General features: G+C 69.3%; 15 protein-coding genes. 6 read left to right on the top strand and 9 right to left on the bottom strand.

What is annotated here, in order from left to right:
- Nucleotides 1–257: 257 nt before the first annotated feature.
- The 3 genes from ACFYNL_RS38750 to thyX form a co-directional block, all read right to left on the bottom strand.
- Nucleotides 258–1943 carry a ribonuclease J gene (locus ACFYNL_RS38750; protein ID WP_388812706.1) on the bottom strand — a complete coding sequence of 562 codons (1686 nt, stop codon included), beginning with the start codon at nucleotides 1941–1943 and terminating at the stop codon, nucleotides 258–260.
- A gap of 156 nt (nucleotides 1944–2099) precedes the next feature.
- The gene (gene dapA / locus ACFYNL_RS38745) at nucleotides 2100–2999 is read right to left on the bottom strand and encodes a 4-hydroxy-tetrahydrodipicolinate synthase (RefSeq protein WP_388812704.1); all 900 of its coding nucleotides are present in this window, start codon (nucleotides 2997–2999) and stop codon (nucleotides 2100–2102) included.
- A gap of 211 nt (nucleotides 3000–3210) precedes the next feature.
- On the bottom strand, nucleotides 3211–3951 hold the full coding sequence (gene thyX, locus ACFYNL_RS38740) for an FAD-dependent thymidylate synthase (RefSeq protein ID WP_388812701.1): 741 nt from the start codon (nucleotides 3949–3951) through the stop codon (nucleotides 3211–3213).
- 211 nt (nucleotides 3952–4162) lie between these two features.
- On the opposite strand from thyX, the gene ACFYNL_RS38735 reads away from it, so the two are divergent.
- Nucleotides 4163–4399: a hypothetical protein gene (locus ACFYNL_RS38735; RefSeq protein WP_019754230.1), complete on the top strand. Its 237-nt coding sequence runs from the start codon at nucleotides 4163–4165 to the stop codon at nucleotides 4397–4399.
- 122 nt (nucleotides 4400–4521) lie between these two features.
- Nucleotides 4522–5076 (top strand): hypothetical protein, encoded by a 555-nt coding sequence (locus ACFYNL_RS38730; RefSeq protein ID WP_388812698.1) that lies wholly within the window; start codon nucleotides 4522–4524, stop codon nucleotides 5074–5076.
- Between the two features lie 153 nt (nucleotides 5077–5229).
- Here ACFYNL_RS38730 and ACFYNL_RS38725 read toward each other — a convergent pair whose 3' ends face one another.
- The 6 genes from ACFYNL_RS38725 to eccD all read right to left on the bottom strand — a co-directional run bounded on the left by ACFYNL_RS38725 (nucleotide 5230) and on the right by eccD (nucleotide 12351).
- On the bottom strand, nucleotides 5230–5682 hold the full coding sequence (locus ACFYNL_RS38725) for a hypothetical protein (protein WP_388812696.1): 453 nt from the start codon (nucleotides 5680–5682) through the stop codon (nucleotides 5230–5232).
- A 14-nt stretch (nucleotides 5683–5696) separates the two neighbouring features.
- Entirely contained in the window at nucleotides 5697–6449 is a 753-nt protein-coding gene (dapB, locus tag ACFYNL_RS38720; protein ID WP_388812694.1) for a 4-hydroxy-tetrahydrodipicolinate reductase, read from the bottom strand.
- 28 nt (nucleotides 6450–6477) lie between these two features.
- Nucleotides 6478–7857, bottom strand: a complete 1380-nt coding sequence (locus tag ACFYNL_RS38715; RefSeq protein ID WP_388812691.1) for a M16 family metallopeptidase — start codon at nucleotides 7855–7857, stop codon at nucleotides 6478–6480.
- Nucleotides 7854–10088 (bottom strand): polyribonucleotide nucleotidyltransferase, encoded by a 2235-nt coding sequence (locus ACFYNL_RS38710; RefSeq protein WP_388812689.1) that lies wholly within the window; start codon nucleotides 10086–10088, stop codon nucleotides 7854–7856. Before ACFYNL_RS38710 ends, ACFYNL_RS38715 begins: the two co-directional genes overlap by 4 nt.
- A 333-nt stretch (nucleotides 10089–10421) precedes the next feature.
- Nucleotides 10422–10709: a 30S ribosomal protein S15 gene (gene rpsO, locus ACFYNL_RS38705; RefSeq protein WP_019754236.1), complete on the bottom strand. Its 288-nt coding sequence runs from the start codon at nucleotides 10707–10709 to the stop codon at nucleotides 10422–10424.
- A 184-nt stretch (nucleotides 10710–10893) separates the two neighbouring features.
- The gene (gene eccD / locus ACFYNL_RS38700; RefSeq protein ID WP_388812686.1) at nucleotides 10894–12351 is read right to left on the bottom strand and encodes a type VII secretion integral membrane protein EccD; all 1458 of its coding nucleotides are present in this window, start codon (nucleotides 12349–12351) and stop codon (nucleotides 10894–10896) included.
- A 269-nt stretch (nucleotides 12352–12620) separates the two neighbouring features.
- Here eccD and eccCa point away from each other — a divergent pair, with 269 nt between their 5' ends.
- From eccCa to ACFYNL_RS38680, 4 genes are all read left to right on the top strand, one after another.
- A complete protein-coding gene (gene eccCa / locus ACFYNL_RS38695; RefSeq protein ID WP_388812683.1) occupies nucleotides 12621–16565 on the top strand; it encodes a type VII secretion protein EccCa in 3945 nt (1314 codons plus the stop codon).
- A gap of 169 nt (nucleotides 16566–16734) precedes the next feature.
- Nucleotides 16735–17121, top strand: coding sequence for a hypothetical protein (locus tag ACFYNL_RS38690; RefSeq protein ID WP_388812680.1), 387 nt, complete (start codon nucleotides 16735–16737; stop codon nucleotides 17119–17121).
- Nucleotides 17122–17364: 243 nt separating this feature from the next.
- Nucleotides 17365–17682 (top strand): DUF397 domain-containing protein, encoded by a 318-nt coding sequence (locus ACFYNL_RS38685; protein ID WP_388812677.1) that lies wholly within the window; start codon nucleotides 17365–17367, stop codon nucleotides 17680–17682.
- Between the two features lie 201 nt (nucleotides 17683–17883).
- The gene (locus ACFYNL_RS38680; RefSeq protein ID WP_388812675.1) at nucleotides 17884–18891 is read left to right on the top strand and encodes a hypothetical protein; all 1008 of its coding nucleotides are present in this window, start codon (nucleotides 17884–17886) and stop codon (nucleotides 18889–18891) included.
- Nucleotides 18892–18937 lie beyond the last annotated feature (46 nt).

Below are 18937 nucleotides of genomic sequence, written 5' to 3'. Positions count from 1 at the left end.
TCCGACTCTATCAGATCTTTCCGATCCGATTTCCTCGGTGCTTTCCAGGTTCCCGCTCTCGCGTTTCCCTTTCCGGCGCTTCCGACTTTATCAGAGATTCTGAGTCGGAATTCCCGCCCCCTCCGGGGACTGGTTCCGGCGCACGAGGTGGCCGGGTTCCCGATCAGGCGGAGCCGTAAACGTACTGGAGCGGGGCGCCCCGATGCAAATCGAGGTGCCCCGCTCCTGGTTCACACGGTCCCGTGTCCGACGGGCCGTCAGACCTCCACGACCACAGGCAGGATCATCGGCCGGCGCCGGTACGAGTCCGAGACCCACTTGCCCAGGGTGCGGCGCACCAGCTGCTGCAGCTGGTGGGGCTCGACCACGCCGTCCTGTGCGGACCGCTCCAGCACTTCCGTGATCTTCGGGATGACCTCGCCGAAAGCGGAGTCCTCGATACCGGAGCCGCGGGCCTGGATGTGCGGACCGCCGGTGATCTTGCCGGTGGAGGAGTCGACCACCACGAAGACCGAGATGATGCCCTCGTCGCCGAGGATCTTGCGGTCCTTCAGGGCGGGTTCGCCGACGTCACCGACCGAGAGGCCGTCGACGTAGACGTATCCGGCCTGGACCTTGCCGGAGATCTTCGCCTTGCCCTCGACGAGGTCGACGGCGACTCCGTCCTCGGCGATGACGATGCGGTCGTGCGGGACACCGGTCAGGGCGCCCAGCTCGGCGTTGGCACGCAGGTGGCGCCATTCGCCGTGGACCGGCATCAGGTTCTTCGGGCGGCAGATGTTGTAGAAGTACAGGAGCTCGCCCGCGGACGCGTGGCCGGAGACGTGGACCTTGGCGTTGCCCTTGTGGACGACGTTGGCGCCCCAGCGGGTCAGGCCGTTGATGACGCGGTAGACCGCGTTCTCGTTGCCGGGGATGAGGGACGACGCGAGGATCACCGTGTCGCCGTTGACGATGCGGATCTGGTGGTCGCGGTTGGCCATCCTCGACAGGGCTGCCATCGGTTCGCCCTGGGAACCGGTGCAGACCAGGACCACCTCGTGGTCCGGGAGGTCGTCCAGCGTCTTGACGTCCACGACCAGGCCCGGTGGGACCTTCAGGTAGCCGAGGTCGCGCGCGATGCCCATGTTGCGGACCATCGAGCGGCCGACGAAGGCGACCCGGCGGCCGTACTCGTGGGCGGCGTCGAGGATCTGCTGGATGCGGTGGACGTGGCTGGCGAAGCTCGCCACGATGACGCGCTTGCGAGCGCCCGCGAAGACCTGGCGCAGGACATTGGAGATGTCGCGCTCGTGCGGGGTGAAGCCCGGCACCTCCGCGTTCGTGGAGTCGGAGAGGAGGAGGTCGATGCCTTCCTCGCTCAGCCGGGCGAACGCGTGGAGGTCCGTGAGGCGGTTGTCCAGCGGGAGCTGGTCCATCTTGAAGTCGCCGGTGTGCACCACCATGCCGGCGGGCGTGCGGATCGCGACGGCCAGGGCGTCCGGGATGGAGTGGTTGACGGCGACGAACTCGCAGTCGAAGGGGCCGATGCGCTCGCGGTGCCCCTCCGCCACCTCAAGGGTGTAGGGGCGGATGCGGTGCTCCTGGAGCTTGGCCTCGATCAGGGCGAGGGTCAGCTTGGAGCCGATCAGCGGGATGTCCGGCTTCTCGCGCAGGAGGAAGGGGACGCCGCCGATGTGGTCCTCGTGACCGTGGGTGAGGACGATGCCCTCGATGTCGTCGAGACGGTCCCTGATGGACGAGAAGTCCGGCAGGATCAGGTCGATTCCGGGCTGCTCCTCCTCCGGGAAGAGCACTCCGCAGTCGACGATCAACAGACGGCCGCCGTACTCGAAGACCGTCATGTTTCGGCCGATTTCGCCAAGGCCGCCGAGCGGGGTGACCCGCAGGCCGCCTTCGGGGAGCGGCGGGGGCGCGCTGAGTTCAGGATGCGGATGACTCAAAAGACTCTCCTCACCACGCGCGCCACGTACCGGTCGGGCACGTGGCGCGCGTGACGTTCGTGCAGAAGCAGTTGTCGTTGTGGGGTGCGGGCACCGGTGGCCCGCGTATTCAGTTGTGGAGTTTCGTTGCGCGCCCGGGGCGCGCGAAGTCTGGTGCTAGAGCTGTACCCCGCCCGCGGCAAGATCGATCTTGAGCTGCTCGATCTCCTCGGGGGAACACTCGGCCATGGGGGCGCGCAGCGGTCCGGCGGGCAGACCCTGGAGGGCGAGCGCGGCCTTGGTGGTCATGACGCCCTGGGTGCGGAACATGCCGGTGTAGACCGGGAGCAGCTTCTGGTGGATCTCGGTGGCCTTCTGGACGTCGCCGGAGACGTACGCGTCGACGAGCGCGCGCAGGTCGGGGGTGACCAGGTGGCCGACGACCGAGACGAAGCCGACGGCGCCCACGGAGAGCAGCGGCAGGTTCAGCATGTCGTCGCCGGAGTACCAGGCGAGGCCGGAGCGGGCGATGGCCCAGCTGGCGCGGCCGAGGTCGCCCTTGGCGTCCTTGTTGGCGACGATCCGCGGGTGCTCGGCGAGGCGGACGAGCGTCTCGGTGTTGATCGGGACGCCGCTGCGGCCGGGGATGTCGTACAGCATGACCGGCAGCTCGGTGGCGTCGGCGATGGCCTTGAAGTGCCGGTACAGGCCCTCCTGAGGGGGCTTGTTGTAGTACGGCGTGACCACCAGGAGGCCGTGTGCGCCGACCTGCTCGGCCGCGCGGGCGAGCTTCAGGCTGTGCTGGGTGTCGTTGGTGCCGACACCGGCCACCACGTGTGCCCGATCGCCGACGGCCTCCAGGACGGCTCGTACCAGGTCCGATTTCTCCGCGTCGCTGGTGGTGGGGGACTCGCCGGTGGTGCCGTTGATGATCAGGCCGTCGTTGCCTGCGTCCACCAGGTGCGTGGCGAGCCGCTGTGCGCCGTCGAGGTCGAGTGCGCCGTCCGCCGTGAAGGGCGTGACCATGGCGGTGAGGACCCGCCCGAAGGGGGTCTGCGGAGTGGAGGTCGGAGCCATGGGTTACACGCTACTCGTTGCGCACGGCGGGGTCTGCCCTAGGGGGGCGCGAAAAGTCAGGACAAAGATGGAGCCCGGCACTGCCTGCTCGGGGGTTCAAGCAGTGCCGGGTCCGTTTGATCAGGCTAGATGAACTTCTCTAAATGCCGCAATACGGACACTTCATGCGGCTGACAGCCGCCCCCTGGCCCGCCTGCGGAAGGCGGGCGCGTTACGGCGCCACCCGGCCGTTCGCATTGAACGCCGCGTACGTCAGCGGCATGAGCTTGGCCCACTCCGCCTCCATCCGCTCCCCGACCATTTCGATCTCCCGCTGCGGGAAGGACGGCACCTTGGCCAGCTCGTGCTGGGTGCGCAGGCCGAGGAAGTGCATCAGGGAGCGGGCGTTGCACGTGGCGTACATCGAGGAGAACAGGCCGACCGGGAGGACCGAGCGAGCGACCTCGCGGGCGACGCCGGCGGCGAGCATCTCCTGGTACGCCTCGTACGCCTGGCGGTACGAGTCCTCCATGACACGGCCGACCAGCTCCTGCTGCGCCTGGGTGCCCTCCACGAAGACGTACTTGCCCGGGCGGCCCTCCTGGACCAGCTTGCGGGACTCGTCGGGGACGTAGAAGACGGGCTGGAGCTCGCGGTAGCGGCCGCTCTCCTCGTTGTACGACCAGCCCACGCGGTGGCGCATGAACTCGCGGAAGACGAAGATCGGGGCGCTGATGAAGAAGGTCATCGAGTTGTGCTCGAAGGGGCTGCCGTGCCGGTCCCGCATCAGGTAGTTGATCAGGCCCTTGGAGCGCTCGGGGTCCTTCTGCAACTCCTCCAGGGACTGCTCGCCGGCGGTGGACACGCGGGCGGCCCACAGCACGTCGGAGTCGGCCGCGCTGTGCTTGACCAGCTCTACGGTGACGTCACTGCGGAAGCTGGGCTTGAGGTCGTCGGCGGGGGTGTCGGTCACGGCTCGGAGGGTCCTTCCATCACTTCTCTGGGCGGCGCCCACTCTACGGGCCGGCACCGACAACGGGGCGTTCGGTGCCGGGTCGCGACATACCTCGGCGAACTTCGGCGAATTTCTGTGAATCCGGCGAATCCCGGCACCTTTTGGGGCACCCGGTCGTCTGTGTGGATGACAACGATCCGTTCGATCCCCGAGAGGAGCCGGACCTCCCATGTTCCGTCGGCGCGAGCCCGTTCCCTTCGCCTTCGTCGCCGAAGCCGACAGGTTCCGCAGCAATGTCACTCCCCCACCCCGTGAGCGGGCGTCGCTCGGCGAGATAGCCGGGCGCTGGCTGCTGGGGCTCACCCTCGTCGCCGGGCTCGTCGGCTCGCTGGTGGTCGGCATGCCCGCACTGTCCACCGACACCGGGGCCCAGACCGAGCAGTCGCAGGCGTCCCAGGGGCGTTGACCCTCCCCCGCTGCCCGAATGGCGTGGGATGCACCCCCTTGGCCCCCCGAGAGTGGTGAGTGGGGGCACTGGTCGATAACCTCACCGGGCACAGCCCACGCATGGACCAGTGAGGACCAGCCGTGCCCCTGCCCTTCCTGACGGCCGACCGTGCTTTCGACTCAGCCGACGATGTCGCGCTGCCCTTCGAGGACCATGACCGCTGGCGGCGTCCCTACCGTCCCGGGCCTTGGCGCGTGGGTGTTGCGGCGCTGTGGCTGCTGCTCGCCTCGTTCGTGCTGTTCGCGGCGGTCATCACCGCCCTGACCGGCACGGTGACCGGCGCCGCGGTCGTCTTCGCCGTCGCGCTGGCGGTCATCGCCGGAGCCCTGCGGCTGCTGCGCATGGGGGTGTGGGTGAGCCCGCACGGGCTGCGTCAGGTGGGCTTCCTCGTGACGCGTACGGTGCCCTGGGAGCAGGTCGTCGCCGTGCGGACGGCCCAGCAGCCGGTGCGCTGGCTGGGGTTGCCGCGCACGGTGCAGGGGCAGGCGCTGCTGCTCGTACGGCGGGGCCGGGCCACGGACGAGCTGCCGGTGCTGATGACGACGCACAACGCGGACTTCCTGGCGCGGACCGAGGCTTTCGACCGGGCCGCCGACGCGGTCGAGGCGTGGGCCGCGGAGAACACGCGCGGCTGACGACACCAAGCATGTCGAAGGGGCCGGACCGCAGCGAGTGCGGGCCGGCCCCTTCGACGTGTCACGGCTGAGCGGACGAGTGCCGGACGGGCCGGGTCGTCGTCGCCGCACGGCGTACCGCCGGCGCGCCGGACGGCCCGGGCCGCGGAGGGCTCAGGCCTGGACGGTCTTGCCCTCGTGCAGCGCGATGGCCCGTTGCATCGCCTTGCGAGCCCGCGGGGTGTCACGGGCGTCGTGATAGGCGACGGCGAGGCGGAACCAGCTGCGCCAGTCGTCGGGAGCCGCTTCCGTCTCGGCCTTGCGCTTGGCGAAGACCGCGTCGGCCGAGTCGCGGTCGACACGGCCGCTGGGCGTGCGCTTCAACTCGTCGACGGGCAGGCCGCCCTCGGCGTCGAGTTCGGCGGCCAGGGCGTTGGCCTTGCGGACGAACTGGGTGTTCTTCCACAGGAACCACAGGCCGATCACCGGCAGGATCAGCACCGCGAGACCGAAGGTGACGGTGAGGACGGTGCCGGACTGAATCAGCATCACGCCACGGCTGCCGACCAGGACGAAGTAGACGACCAGGACGGCGGCCGTGATGGCGTAGGAGATCTTCGCGCGCATCGCTGAGCCTCGTGTCAGCCGAGGTCCAGGAAGTGCTCCAGGCCGAAGGTCAGGCCCGGAGTGGCCACCACGCGGCGGGCGCCGAGCAGGATGCCCGGCATGAAGCTGCTGTGGTGGAGGGAGTCATGGCGGATGGTGAGGGTCTCGCCCTCGCCGCCGAGCAGGACCTCCTGGTGGGCCAGGAGGCCGCGCAGTCGGACCGCGTGGACCGGGACGCCGTCGACGTTCGCGCCCCGCGCCCCGTCGAGGGCGGTCTCCGTGGCGTCCGGAGCCGGGGCGGTCCCTGCCGCCCGCCGGGCCTCCGCGATGAGCTGGGCGGTGCGGGTGGCGGTGCCGGACGGAGCGTCGACCTTCTTCGGGTGGTGCAGTTCGACCACCTCGACGGACTCGAAGTAGGGAGCCGCGATCTGAGCGAACTTCATCGTCAGGACGGCCCCGATGGAGAAGTTCGGCGCGATGAGCACACCCGTGTCCGGGGAGGCGGAGAGCCAGTCCTTGAGCTGCGTGAGGCGCTCGTCGGTCCAGCCCGTCGTACCGACGACGGCGTGGATGCCGTGGCCCACGCAGTAGTCGAGGTTGGCCATCACCGAGTCGGGCGTGGTCAGTTCGACGGCGACCTGGGCGCCGGTCTCCGCCAGCGTCTCCAGCTTGTCGCCGCGGCTCAGGGCGGCGACCAGCTCCATGTCCTCGGCGGCCTCGACCGCCCGTACCGCCTCGGAACCGATCCGGCCCTTGGCGCCGAGGACCGCCACGCGCAGCTTGCTCATCTCTTGTGCTTCCTTCACCAGGGGATTGTCAGGCGACGGCGTCGTGCAACCGGGACGCCTGCTTGTCCTTCAGCGGGCCGATGACGGACAGCGAGGGCCGCTGTCCCAGGATCTCGCGGGCGACCGAGCGCACGTCGTCCGGGGTGACCGCCGCTATCCGGGCCAGCATGTCGTCGACGGACATCTGCTCGCCCCAGCACAGCTCGCTCTTGCCGATGCGGTTCATGAGCGCGCCGGTGTCCTCCAGGCCGAGGACGGTGGAGCCCCGGAGCTGGCCGATGGCGCGGTCCATCTCCTCGTCGGACAGGCCGTGCTCGGCGACATGGTCGAGTTCGTCACGGCAGATCTTCAGCACGTCGTGGACCTGTGAGGGCCGGCAGCCGGCGTACACGCCGAACAGGCCGCAGTCGGCGAATCCGGAGGTGTACGAGTAGACGCTGTAGGCCAGGCCGCGCTTCTCGCGGACCTCCTGGAAGAGCCGGGAGGACATACCGCCGCCGAGCGCGGTGTTGAGGACGCCGAGGGCCCAGCGGCGTTCGTCCGTACGGGACAGGCCGGGCATACCGAGGACGACATGGGCCTGCTCGGTCTTGCGGCCGATGAGCTCGACGCGGCCGGTGCTGCGCAGCGCGCGGCGCCCGTCGCGCGGGGCGACGGGTACGGCGTCCGGGTTCTTGAAGGCACCGGCCTTCTCGAAGGCGGCCCGGACCTGCCGTACGACCTTGTTGTGGTCGATGTTGCCGGCGCACGCGACCACGAGGTGGGTCGGGTCGTAGTGCTTCTTGTAGAAGCGGCGGATGCGGTCGGCGGTGAGGGCGTTGACCGTGTCGACCGTGCCGAGGACCGGGCGGCCGAGGGGGTTGTCGCCGAACATGGTGTGCGCGAACAGGTCGTGCACGCAGTCGCCCGGGTCGTCCTCGGTCATGGCGATCTCTTCGAGGATCGCGCCGCGCTCGACGTCGACGTCCTCTTCGAGGATGAGCGAGCCGGTCAGCATGTCGCAGACCACGTCGATGGCGAGCGGCAGGTCGGTGTCGAGCACGCGCGCGTAGTAGCACGTGTACTCCTTCGCCGTGAACGCGTTCATCTCGCCGCCGACCGCGTCGATGGCGGAGGAGATGTCCAGGGCGGATCTGCGGGTGGTGCCCTTGAAGAGCAGGTGCTCCAGGTAGTGCGTGGCGCCGTTCAGGGCGCGCGTCTCGTCGCGGGAGCCCACGTGCGCCCAGATGCCGAAGGTGGCGGAGCGGACGGAGGGCAGGGTCTCGGTGACGATGCGCAGGCCGCCCGGGAGGGTGGTCTTGCGGACCGTGCCGATGCCGCCTGTGCCCTTGATGAGGGTTTGGGTACGGGCGACGGCCCGCGCCTCCGAGGAGGTGCGGGCCGTCGCCGTGGAGCTACTCGACGTCACTTGTCGGCGTCGTCCTTCTTGTCGTCGGCCGAGCCACCGTCGGACTCGGCCTCGCCCTCGATCACGGGGACGAGGGAGAGCTTGCCGCGGGAGTCGATCTCGGCGATCTCGACCTGGACCTTCTGGCCCACGCCGAGCACGTCCTCGACGTTCTCCACGCGCTTGCCGCCGGCCAGCTTGCGGATCTGCGAGATGTGCAGCAGACCGTCCTTGCCGGGGAGGAGCGAGACGAACGCGCCGAACGTGGTCGTCTTGACGACCGTGCCCAGGTAGCGCTCGCCGACCTCGGGCATCGTCGGGTTGGCGATGCCGTTGATCGTGGTGCGGGCGGCCTCGGCGGACGGGCCGTCGGCGGCGCCGATGTAGATGGTGCCGTCGTCCTCGATCGTGATCTCGGCGCCGGTGTCCTCCTGGATCTGGTTGATCATCTTGCCCTTCGGGCCGATGACCTCGCCGATCTTGTCGACCGGGATCTTCACGGTGATGATCCGCGGCGCGTTCGGGGACATCTCGTCCGGCGTGTCGATCGCTTCCATCATCACGTCGAGGATGTGGAGACGGGCGTCACGGGCCTGCTTCAGGGCGGCGGCCAGGACGGAGGCGGGGATGCCGTCCAGCTTGGTGTCGAGCTGGAGGGCGGTCACGAACTCCTTCGTACCGGCGACCTTGAAGTCCATGTCGCCGAAGGCGTCCTCCGCACCGAGGATGTCGGTGAGGGTGACGTAGTGCGTCTCGCCCTCGATCTCCTGGGAGATCAGGCCCATGGCGATACCGGCGACGGGGGCCTTCAGCGGCACACCGGCGTTCAGCAGCGACATGGTGGAGGCGCAGACCGAGCCCATGGACGTCGAGCCGTTGGAGCTCAGCGCCTCGGAGACCTGGCGGATCGCGTAGGGGAACTCCTCGCGCGTCGGCAGGACCGGCACGAGGGCGCGCTCGGCGAGGGCGCCGTGGCCGATCTCGCGGCGCTTCGGGGAGCCGACGCGGCCGGTCTCGCCGGTGGAGTACGGCGGGAAGTTGTAGTTGTGCATGTAGCGCTTGCGGGTCACCGGGGAGAGGGTGTCCAGCTGCTGCTCCATGCGGAGCATGTTGAGGGTGGTGACGCCCAGGATCTGGGTCTCACCACGCTCGAACACCGCGGAGCCGTGCACCCGCGGGATGGCCTCGACCTCGGCGGCGAGCGTACGGATGTCCGTCACGCCGCGGCCGTCGATGCGCTTCTTCTCCTTGATGACGCGCTCACGGACCAGGGTCTTGGTCAGCGAGCGGTACGCGGCGGAGATCTCCTTCTCGCGGCCCTCGAACTCCGGCAGGAGCTTCTCGGCGGCGAGCGCCTTGACGCGGTCCAGCTCGGCCTCGCGCTCCTGCTTGCCGGCGATGGTGAGCGCCTGGGCGAGCTCGGGCTTGACGGCGGCGGTCAGCGCCTCCAGCACGTCGTCCTGGTAGTCCAGGAAGATCGGGAACTCGCCGGTCGGCTTGGCGGCCTTCGCGGCGAGGTCGGCCTGGGCCTTGCAGAGCACCTTGATGAAGGGCTTCGCGGCCTCCAGACCGGCGGCGACGACCTCCTCGGTCGGCGCCTCGGCGCCACCCTTGACCAGCTGGATGGTCTTCTCGGTGGCCTCGGCCTCGACCATCATGATCGCGACGTCGCCGTCCTCCAGGGTGCGGCCCGCGACGACCATGTCGAAGACGGCGTCCTCGAGCTCGGTGTGCGTCGGGAAGGCCACCCACTGGCCGCTGATCAGCGCGACGCGGACGCCGCCGATCGGGCCGGAGAAGGGCAGGCCGGCCAGCTGCGTGGACGCGGACGCGGCGTTGATCGCCACGACGTCGTACAGGTGGTCGGGGTTGAGCGCCATGATCGTGGCGACGACCTGGATCTCGTTGCGCAGGCCCTTCTTGAAGGACGGGCGCAGCGGGCGGTCGATCAGGCGGCAGGTGAGGATGGCGTCCTCGGAGGGGCGGCCCTCACGGCGGAAGAAGCTGCCGGGGATCTTGCCGGCGGCGTACATCCGCTCCTCGACGTCCACCGTCAGGGGGAAGAAGTCGAGCTGGTCCTTGGGGTTCTTGGAGGCGGTGGTGGCCGACAGCACCATGGTGTCGTCGTCCAGGTAGGCCACGGCGGAACCGGCGGCCTGCTTGGCCAGGCGGCCCGTCTCGAAGCGGATGGTGCGGGTGCCGAAGGAGCCGTTGTCGATGACGGCCTCGGCGTAGTGGGTCTCGTTCTCCACTAGCGTTTTCTCCGTTACTTTGTCGTCTTTTGTCCCTCGCTGCCCGTGTGGCAGGGGGACGGTGGCGGAGAAGCGCTCCGTGCGGTGCGGGCCGGTCTTCGATCGAAGCACCCGGGGCTCGCTTCCCCCGGGGGCCACTACCGAGGACCGGCGGCGGCTAGGCGCGCTTCTCCTCGTTCTTGTCGTGCTGTGTCGTCCGTATTGCGTTGTGCTACCACACTACAAAGCGTGGGTGACACTCCGCATGTTTCCGCACGCACGGCTGATCATGCGTACGTACGGCAAAGGGAGCGGCTCCCGATACGTCCCGGGAACCGCTCCCTTCACGGCGTCTTACTTGGCGCCCGCCGCACCACGGCGGATGCCGAGGCGGTCGACCAGCGCACGGAAGCGCTGGATGTCCTTCTTGGCCAGGTACTGCAGCAGGCGGCGGCGCTGACCGACCAGGATCAGCAGACCACGACGGGAGTGGTGGTCGTGCTTGTGGGTCTTGAGGTGCTCGGTCAGGTCCGTGATCCGGCGCGAAAGCATGGCGACCTGGACCTCGGGGGAGCCGGTGTCGCCCTCCTTCTGACCGAACTCGGCGATGATCTGCTTCTTCGTAGCGGCGTCGAGCGGCACGCGTACTCCTCATGAACTGTGATTGCCACCGAGTGCCCCTGGTCTTCTTCTCAGGAGAGCTTCCGTGACTCGGGAGGCGGGATCCGCTGGGCGCGTCCCCCAGATGCTCCGGGGGCGCGTACACAAACGGCCGTCACACAGCGTACCAGCCCGCGAGCACGCTCCGGACAGCGGTCCGTGCCGGTCAGAAGCCGCCGCGGACCCTGGCGTAGACGTCGAGGACCGCCAGGCAGATCGGAACCAGCGACAGCAGCACCAGCGAGTCCGCGAGATCCAGCATCCGGCCCCAGAACGGGGACAGCCCCTTCTGCGGCACGATCAGGGCGATCGCGATCAGCAGCAGCACGCCGGCGCCGACCGATGCGCCGAGCCACAGGGTGCGGACGTCGACCGGCCCGGAGTTGCCCTGCAGCAGTTCCATGACGATGTCGGCGGGCGGCGAGATCGCGAGGCCGAGGACCAGCAGGCCCAGCGTGACGACACCGGCGACGAACAGACAGGTGACCTGGGCGGTGTAGCGGAACAGACGGGCCCGCAGCATCGCGGCGAGGCCGGTGCACAGGGCCAGCAGCTGGGCCCAGCCGTTGTCGCTGAAGCCGAGCACCGCGCCGCCCGCGCCGATGATGACGACGGCACAGCCGCCCACCAGACCGAGCAGCAGCTCGTGACCCCGGCTGGTCTGGGCGACGATGCGCTGGACGTCGACGGCCTCCTGGTCGCCCTCGCGGCCCTCGCGGCGGGCCCGGGCCAGGTCCTCCGGGTTGCGGAAGCCGATCGGCAGCTTGGCGAAGCGGGCCGACCAGCCGGGCAGGAAGCCGACGACCGCCAGGGCGACGACCGCGGTGCCGGCCGCGATCTCCCGGGGCTCGGCCTCGGTGAGCACCCCGAAGAACACGGCGAGGGTGCCGATCGCGGAGGCCAGCGCGGCGGCCACGAAGGGGGCGTCGCCCTGCGGCAGCAGCATGATCAGGACGACGGAGCAGAGCAGGACGGTGACACAGCCCACGAGGAACTGGATCCTGCCGGGGCCTTCACCCGCGTCCTGGGGAATGATGCCGGAGCCCGCGATCAGCGCGTGCGGCAGCGCCGAGATGCCGAGTGCGACGGCGGAGCCGCGGTCGTCGTACACCCGGGCGCGGACGCCGGCGAGGGCCGTGAGGGCCAGCGCGGTGACACCGGCGAGGATGCCCTGCAGGCCGTTCATGTCGTGCCGGATCGGGTCCGCGAACCAGAAGACGAAACCGAGCATGACCAGGAGCAGCGATCCCGCGACGAGACCGGCGAGCCGCATCAGGTTGTCGTTCCAGCTGCGCAGGTCCTGCTTGACCGCGGCGGCGATCGCGTCCACCACGTCGTCGTGCACGGCCGGAGGCAGTGAGTCCGCGAAGGTGCGCAGCAGCAGCACCTCGCCGTCGCGGACCCGGTGCTCCAGCAACGACCGGCTGGCGTCGAGCACCTGGCCCTCGCGGGTCACCAGGTGGTATCCCGAGGGGCTGGTGTCCGACTGGACCAGGCCCGAGAGCCTGACGATCTCGGGAAAGAGGTCCTGGATCGGCAAGTCCTCGGGCAGCGCGACGTCGACACGGCTGTCCGGTGCTGCGATGGTGATTCGGCAGAAACCTGTCGAAGTCCCCGTGCTCACCTGGTGTTCCCCCTGCTAGACAAGGCTTCCTCGCGCCGCTCGTACGACGCGGAGCGCCACCATATCCGTTGCGGTACCCGGCGCAGCCCCTGCCTCCCTCATTCCTCCCAGGACCTGCGCCGCATCTCCATGCGCCTGCCTCCCTCGGGCACCGGACGCATCAGTAGGATCGACGCCTACGCGAACGACGCCTACGCGAACGAGAACACGTCGCGGTACACGGGGGCGTCGGTGCCAGGACGTATCAATCGCTAAGGATGAGTGCATCGGTGAGCGTCGTCATCATCAAGCGGCCACCGCGGACAGTGCCCCCGGCCGTCCCGGACGGCGAGGTCAAACTAGAGACGCCGCCCGAGATTCCGCGCGAGGCCGACGAGGGCATGCTGATGAACCTGCTGCCCATGATGGGCATGCTGGGTTCCGTCGGCTTCTTCTTCATGCCCAACCTGCCCCCTTACATGAGGGTGGTCGGCGGGCTGATGCTCGCCTCGACCGTGGCGATGGCCATCGCCCAGTTCGCCAAGTCCCGGCAGGGCGGCGGCGCGGGGATGGCCCAGGACCGGCGTGACTACTTCCGTTATCTGGAGCAGGTCCGCAAGGACGTGCACAAGACCGCGGAACTGCAGCGGCGCAGCCAGCTGTTCCAGCACCCCGACCCGGAGCAGCTGTGGGCGGTGGCGGCCGACAACAAGCGGCTGTGGGAGCGGCGCCCGACCGACGCGGACTTCGCGTCGGTCCGGATCGGCCGCGGCGTGCAGCAGCTCAACACCCCGCTCGTCGCGCCGGAGACGGCGCCCAAGGAGGAGCTGGAGCCGCTGACCGCGGCCGCCATGAAGGCGTTCCTCGACGCGCACGGCAGTCTGTCCGACCTGCCCGTCGCCGTGTCGCTGCGCGCCTTCTACCACGTGACGGTCTGCGGGGAGACCGACACGGTCTACGGCAACGCCCGTGCCGCGCTGGCCCAGCTGGCCACGCTGCACTCCCCCGAGGACCTGATGATCGCCGTGGTGGCGCATCCCTCCGCCGCGGCGGACTGGGACTGGATCAAGTGGCTGCCGCACAGCCAGCACCCGAAGGCCAAGGACGGCGCGGGCTCGGCCCGGCTGCTCTTCGACGACCTCGGCGAGCTGGAGGAGGCGCTGGCGGACCAGCTGGACGACCGGCCCCGCTGGAACCGTGAGGCGAACCCGGTCTACGACCAGCCGCACCTGATCGTGATCCTGGACGGCGGCACCGTACCGCCGGACTCCGAACTCGCCGGTGCCGAGGGCCTGCAGGGCGTCACCTTCCTGGAGATCGCGCCCGGGGAGCTGGAGGAGGAGCTGCGCGCGGGTCTGACGATCTACGCGAAGCCGGACCGGATGCGCCTGTTCGTCGGCCACGAGTCGGCGTACAGCGGCAAGCCTGACCTGCTCAACGTGGCTCAGGCCGAGTCCCTGGCGCGGCAGCTGGCCCCGTTCCGGGTCGGCTCCGCGGAGGAGGGCGAACCGCTGCTGTCCAACCTGGACTTCACCGACCTCATGGGCATCGGCGACGCGGGCACCGTGGACGTGTCCCGAACCTGGCGTCCGCGCACGCTGCACGAGCGGCTGCGGGTGCCGATCGGCGTCGGCGAGAACGGCGAGCCGGTCATGCTGGACCTCAAGGAGGCCTCGCAGGAAGGCATGGGCCCGCACGGCCTGTGCGTCGGCGCGACCGGTTCCGGTAAGTCCGAGGTGCTGCGCACGCTGGTGCTCGGCCTCGCGGTCACGCACTCCTCCGAGACGCTGAACTTCATCCTCGCGGACTTCAAGGGTGGCGCGACCTTCGCCGGCATGGCGGACATGCCGCACACTGCGGCGGTCATCACCAACCTGGCCGACGACCTCACCCTCGTCGACCGCATGCGCGACTCCATCATGGGTGAGACGCAGCGCCGTCAGGAGCTGCTGCGCTCGGCGGGCAACTACGCCAACCTGCACGACTACGAGAAGGCCAGGGCGGCGGGCGCCGCGCTGGAGCCGATGGCCTCGCTGGTGATCGTGCTCGACGAGTTCTCCGAACTCCTCACCGCCAAGCCGGACTTCATCGACATGTTCATCCAGATCGGCCGTATCGGCCGGTCGCTGGGCATTCACCTGCTGCTGGCCTCGCAGCGCCTGGAAGAGGGCAAGCTGCGCGGCCTCGACACCTACCTGTCGTACCGGATCGGTCTGCGGACCTTCTCCGCCGCCGAGTCCCGTACGGCGATCGGCGTCCCGGACGCCTACCACCTGCCGTCGATCCCCGGCTCCGGTTACCTGCGCTACGACACCGACACCATGGTGCGCTTCAAGGCGGCGTACGTGTCGGGCCCGTACCACGGCGAGGGCCCCTCCCGGGTGAGCCGCTCGACGCAGCTGCGTCCGGCGCTGTTCACAGCAGAGCAGGTCGCGCTGCCGCCGCAGCCGGTGGTCGAGGAGCCCGAACCCGACAACAGGGTGGACGACGCGCTCGCCGACACCGTCCTGGACGTCCTGGTCGCCAGGATGGTCAACCAGGGTCCGCCCGCCCACCAGGTGTGGCTGCCCCCGCTGGACGAGGCGCCCTCGCTGGAGCAGCTCCTGCCCCAGCTCGCCGTCACCCCGGAGCGCGGCCTGACCGCACCCGACTACACGGCGCTCGGCCGGCTCAACGTGCCGGTCGGCCTGGTGGACAAGCCGTTCGAGCAGCGGCGCGACGTGCTGTACCGGGACTTCTCCGGCGGTGCCGGTCACGGTCTGTTCGTCGGTGGTCCGCAGTCCGGCAAGTCGACGCTGCTGCGCTCGCTCATCTCGTCGTTCGCCCTCACGCACACGCCGTCCGAAGTGCAGTTCTACTGCCTGGACTTCGGTGGTGGCGGTCTGATCTCGATGGAGGAGCTGGCCCACGTCGGCGGGGTCGCCAACCGTCTGGACGCCGAGAAGGTGCGCCGTACGGTCAGCGAGGTCGAGGGCATCCTCAACACGCGTGAGGAGTACTTCCGTACCCACAACGTCGACTCGATCCAGACGTACCGTCAGCGCCGCAACTCCGGTCAGCTGCCCGACCAGCCGTGGGGCGACGTCTTCCTCGTCATCGACGGCTGGGCGACCTTCAAGACGGACTACGAGATGCTGGAGGCCACCGTCACCGAGATCGCCACGCGTGGCCTCGGCTTCGGTGTGCACGTGATCCTGACCGCGAGCCGCTACACCGAGGTGCGGCCGGCGCTCAAGGACATGCTCCAGAACCGCATCGAGCTGCGGCTCGGTGACCCGACGGAGTCGGAGGTCGACCGCAAGGTCGCGCAGAACGTCCCCGCCACCGTGCCGGGCCGTGGTCTGACCCAGGAGAAGCTGCACTTCATGGCGGCGCTGCCGCGGGTCGACGGCTCCTCGGAGACGGACGACCTGTCCGAGGCGACCTCGATCCTCATCCGCGGCATCAACGACAACTGGCAGGGCAACCACGCCCCGGCGGTGCGTCTGCTGCCCACGATGCTGCCGTCCGACCGGCTGCCCAAGGGCTTCGAGCACCCGGACCGCGGTGTCGCCATCGGTATCGACGAGTCCTCGCTGTCGCCGGTCTTCGTCGACTTCGAGACCGACCCGCTCTTCATCGTGTTCGGTGAGAGCGAGTCCGGTAAGTCCGCGATGCTCAGGCTGCTGATCAAGCAGATCACCGAGCGCTACACACCGGACCAGGCGAAGATCGTCATGGGTGACTACCGACGCGCCCACCTGGAGGGCGTGCCGGAGACGCACCTGTCGCGCTACTGCGCGTCGGCGCCCGCCCTGACGGAGACGCTGGAGGGCCTGGCCGGTTCGATGAACCGCCGTATGCCGGGCCCGGACGTCACACCCGAGCAGCTGCGCAACCGCAGCTGGTACAGCAGCCCGGACGCGTTCGTCATCGTCGACGACTACGACCTGGTGGCCACGGGAGGGAACCCGCTCTCCCCGCTCCTGGAGTACCTGCCGTTCGCCCGTGACATCGGCCTGCGCATCATCATCGCGCGCGCCTCGGGCGGTGCGAGCCGGTCGCTGTACGAGCCGGTGATGCAGCGGATGCGTGAGCTCGGCGCCCAGGGCGTCGTACTCTCCGGCGACCGCTCGGAGGGCGCGCTGCTCGGCAACATCACGGCGACGCAGCTGCCGCCCGGCCGTGGCTACTTCCACACACGCCGGCGCGGTGGGCAGCTCATCCAGACGGGGTGGCTGCCGAACCGGTTCTGAGGACCGGCCGGTCGAGCGTGAACGGCGGTCGAGTGTGAGGGGCGGTACCCGGGCGGGTGCCGCCCCTCTCCCGTCAGCGGGCGGGGGTGGGGCTTCGCGGACGGCACCGCTAAGGTGGCGTTGCTGCTGAAAGGACGAGCCACGGGGGGCAGTTGTGCCGTCGGAATTCATGAACTCCGATCCTCAGGTCCTCAAGACCGAGGGCCTTAACATGTTCAACGTCGGCATCGACTTCGCCAAGGCCGTGACGGCCCTGCAGACCGGGCTGACGGCGCTGGAGAAGGGCGACACCCTGCCCTGGGGCGACGACGACATCGGCGAGAAGTTCGGCGTCGTCTACGAGGGCCTGCGCGACGGCATGTACGAGTCGATGGCGAGCCTGGCGGAGCGCCTCGCCGGGATGGGTGTGGCCTTCGGCAAGATGGGCGTGGCGCACGAGCAGAACGAGGCCGAGCAGGACGCCATCTGGCAGCGGACGATGTCCGAGTACGACGGTCAGGTGCAGGTGCCGTCCGGGGGCGTGCACGCCACGATGCGGCCTCGCCAGGACCTTTGAAGCTGGCGGTGTCGCAGGACCTCACGAGCGTGCGGCGTCGCCAGGGCCCCTGGCCCGGGCGGCATCGTCAGGACCTCACAGACATGCGGCGTCGCCAGGGCCTCTGAACCATGCGGTGTCGCGAGGACCTCACATGCATGCGGCCCCGTCACAACCTCTGATCCGCAACGGACACATGGGGCCCACCGACGCAAGTAGGGTGAGCCCCACACGTCGTTCGCACGTCAGGAGAGGCCAAGCGGCATGACCGAGGCACGCAACCACGAGGTCGGGAATCAGGCCGAGGACATCAAGGCGAGCAAGGAGCGGGAGCGGGACGAGTTGTACGCCCTCGACATCTCCGGCGTCGAGTGGCACTGCGCGCCCGGTACGGAGCAGCACGAGGAGCGTGTGGAGATCGCGTACCTTCCCGAGGGCGCGGTCGCGATGCGGTCGTCCCTCGATCCCGGGACTGTGCTGCGGTACACCGAGGCGGAGTGGCGGGCGTTCGTGCTCGGGGCGCGGGACGGGGAGTTCGACCTGGAGCCGGCGCCGCACGGCGGGGGTGTGGCGGGCGAGTAGGTTCGCGCGCCCCTCGTCGTACGCGGGGGGTGCTGCGGCCGTTGTTCGCGGCGGCAGGGGGCGTTTCGGGGCGGACGGAAGACACCTTGGCCGCGCCGGTCGAGCGGGGTCAGCGGTCCCCTTCCTCGCCGCTGCCGGCAGGACCCGGCTTGTCGTGGGCTGTCGCGAAACGACGGTAGGGACGAAACTAGGCTGTGCCCTGTGCCAGACACTGTTGACGCCCTCGTTCAAGACCTCTCCGCAAAGGACCGCGCCGTCAGGAGAGCCGCGACGGAGGCCCTCGTCGCGCTCGGAGCGGCGGGCATCGACCAGCTCCTGCCCTACGCCCTCGACAAGCACCCCATGAACCTGGGGCGTGAGGTCCAGTCCATCATCGAGCGCTGGGGTGACGAGGTGCTGCCACGCCTCCGTGGGATCCGGCGCACGGGCCCTGGGCGGCTGCGCCGTAAAGCACTGGAAATCCTGGTCGACTTGGGCGGTCAAGAAGCGCTCAACGATGCCGACCGGCGGGCTGTGGAGCGCCTCGTCCGGATCAAGATCCTGGACGAACGCCCGGTGAAGGTCCCCTTCGAGGCGGGCCGCTGGCTGGCCTTCCCGGCGGATCGATTCGACGACGCCGTATCCGCTCTCGAACTGTACGACGTTCGGCCGGCCACCACAGTCATGGGCGTGGCCGCCGCCACGCAGGCCACCGACTGCCTGGACGTCCAGGACTCGCGGACCGCGACGCGCAGGGCTTACAGGGTGTTCATCACGCCGGCGTTCGAGAACGAGTACGCGGAAGGGGACATCAAGCGCTGGCGCATGCTGTGGGGAAACTCGTTCCTGGATGAGCTCGACGGTTTCGAGCTGGCCAGGGAACTCAGTGGGCGTTGCGGTGAGGCTCACTTCTACGTCCTCGACCCCTACAACGGCTCCGAGAGCTGGTACGTCGCCCGTGACGGTCACACGCGGAGGGCCTACAGCACCTACGCCTACCCTCAGTTCGAAGGAGAACCACTGCCCTTCGAAGCCTGGTACACGGAGAACGCCGACGAGGACGAGGCCGAAGCGTATTCCGAAGGTGTTCCGGACGCATCCACGGCAGCCCAGAACCTGTCGGTCGAACCCGGCCCTCAACTCGCCGAGGACACGTACGACCACGGCTGGCTCGCCACCACCGACCCCGCCGTACCGAACTCCCGCTTCAAGGGCGCCCTACCCATCTGAAAAGCCCGCCCACCGACCCATAGCCTGAACGGCTCACCAGTCAGAA

This window comes from Streptomyces sp. NPDC007808 (assembly GCF_042868655.1).
Classification (GTDB): Bacteria; Actinomycetota; Actinomycetes; order Streptomycetales; family Streptomycetaceae; genus Streptomyces.
This window is presented reverse-complemented; position numbering and strand designations above follow the sequence as displayed.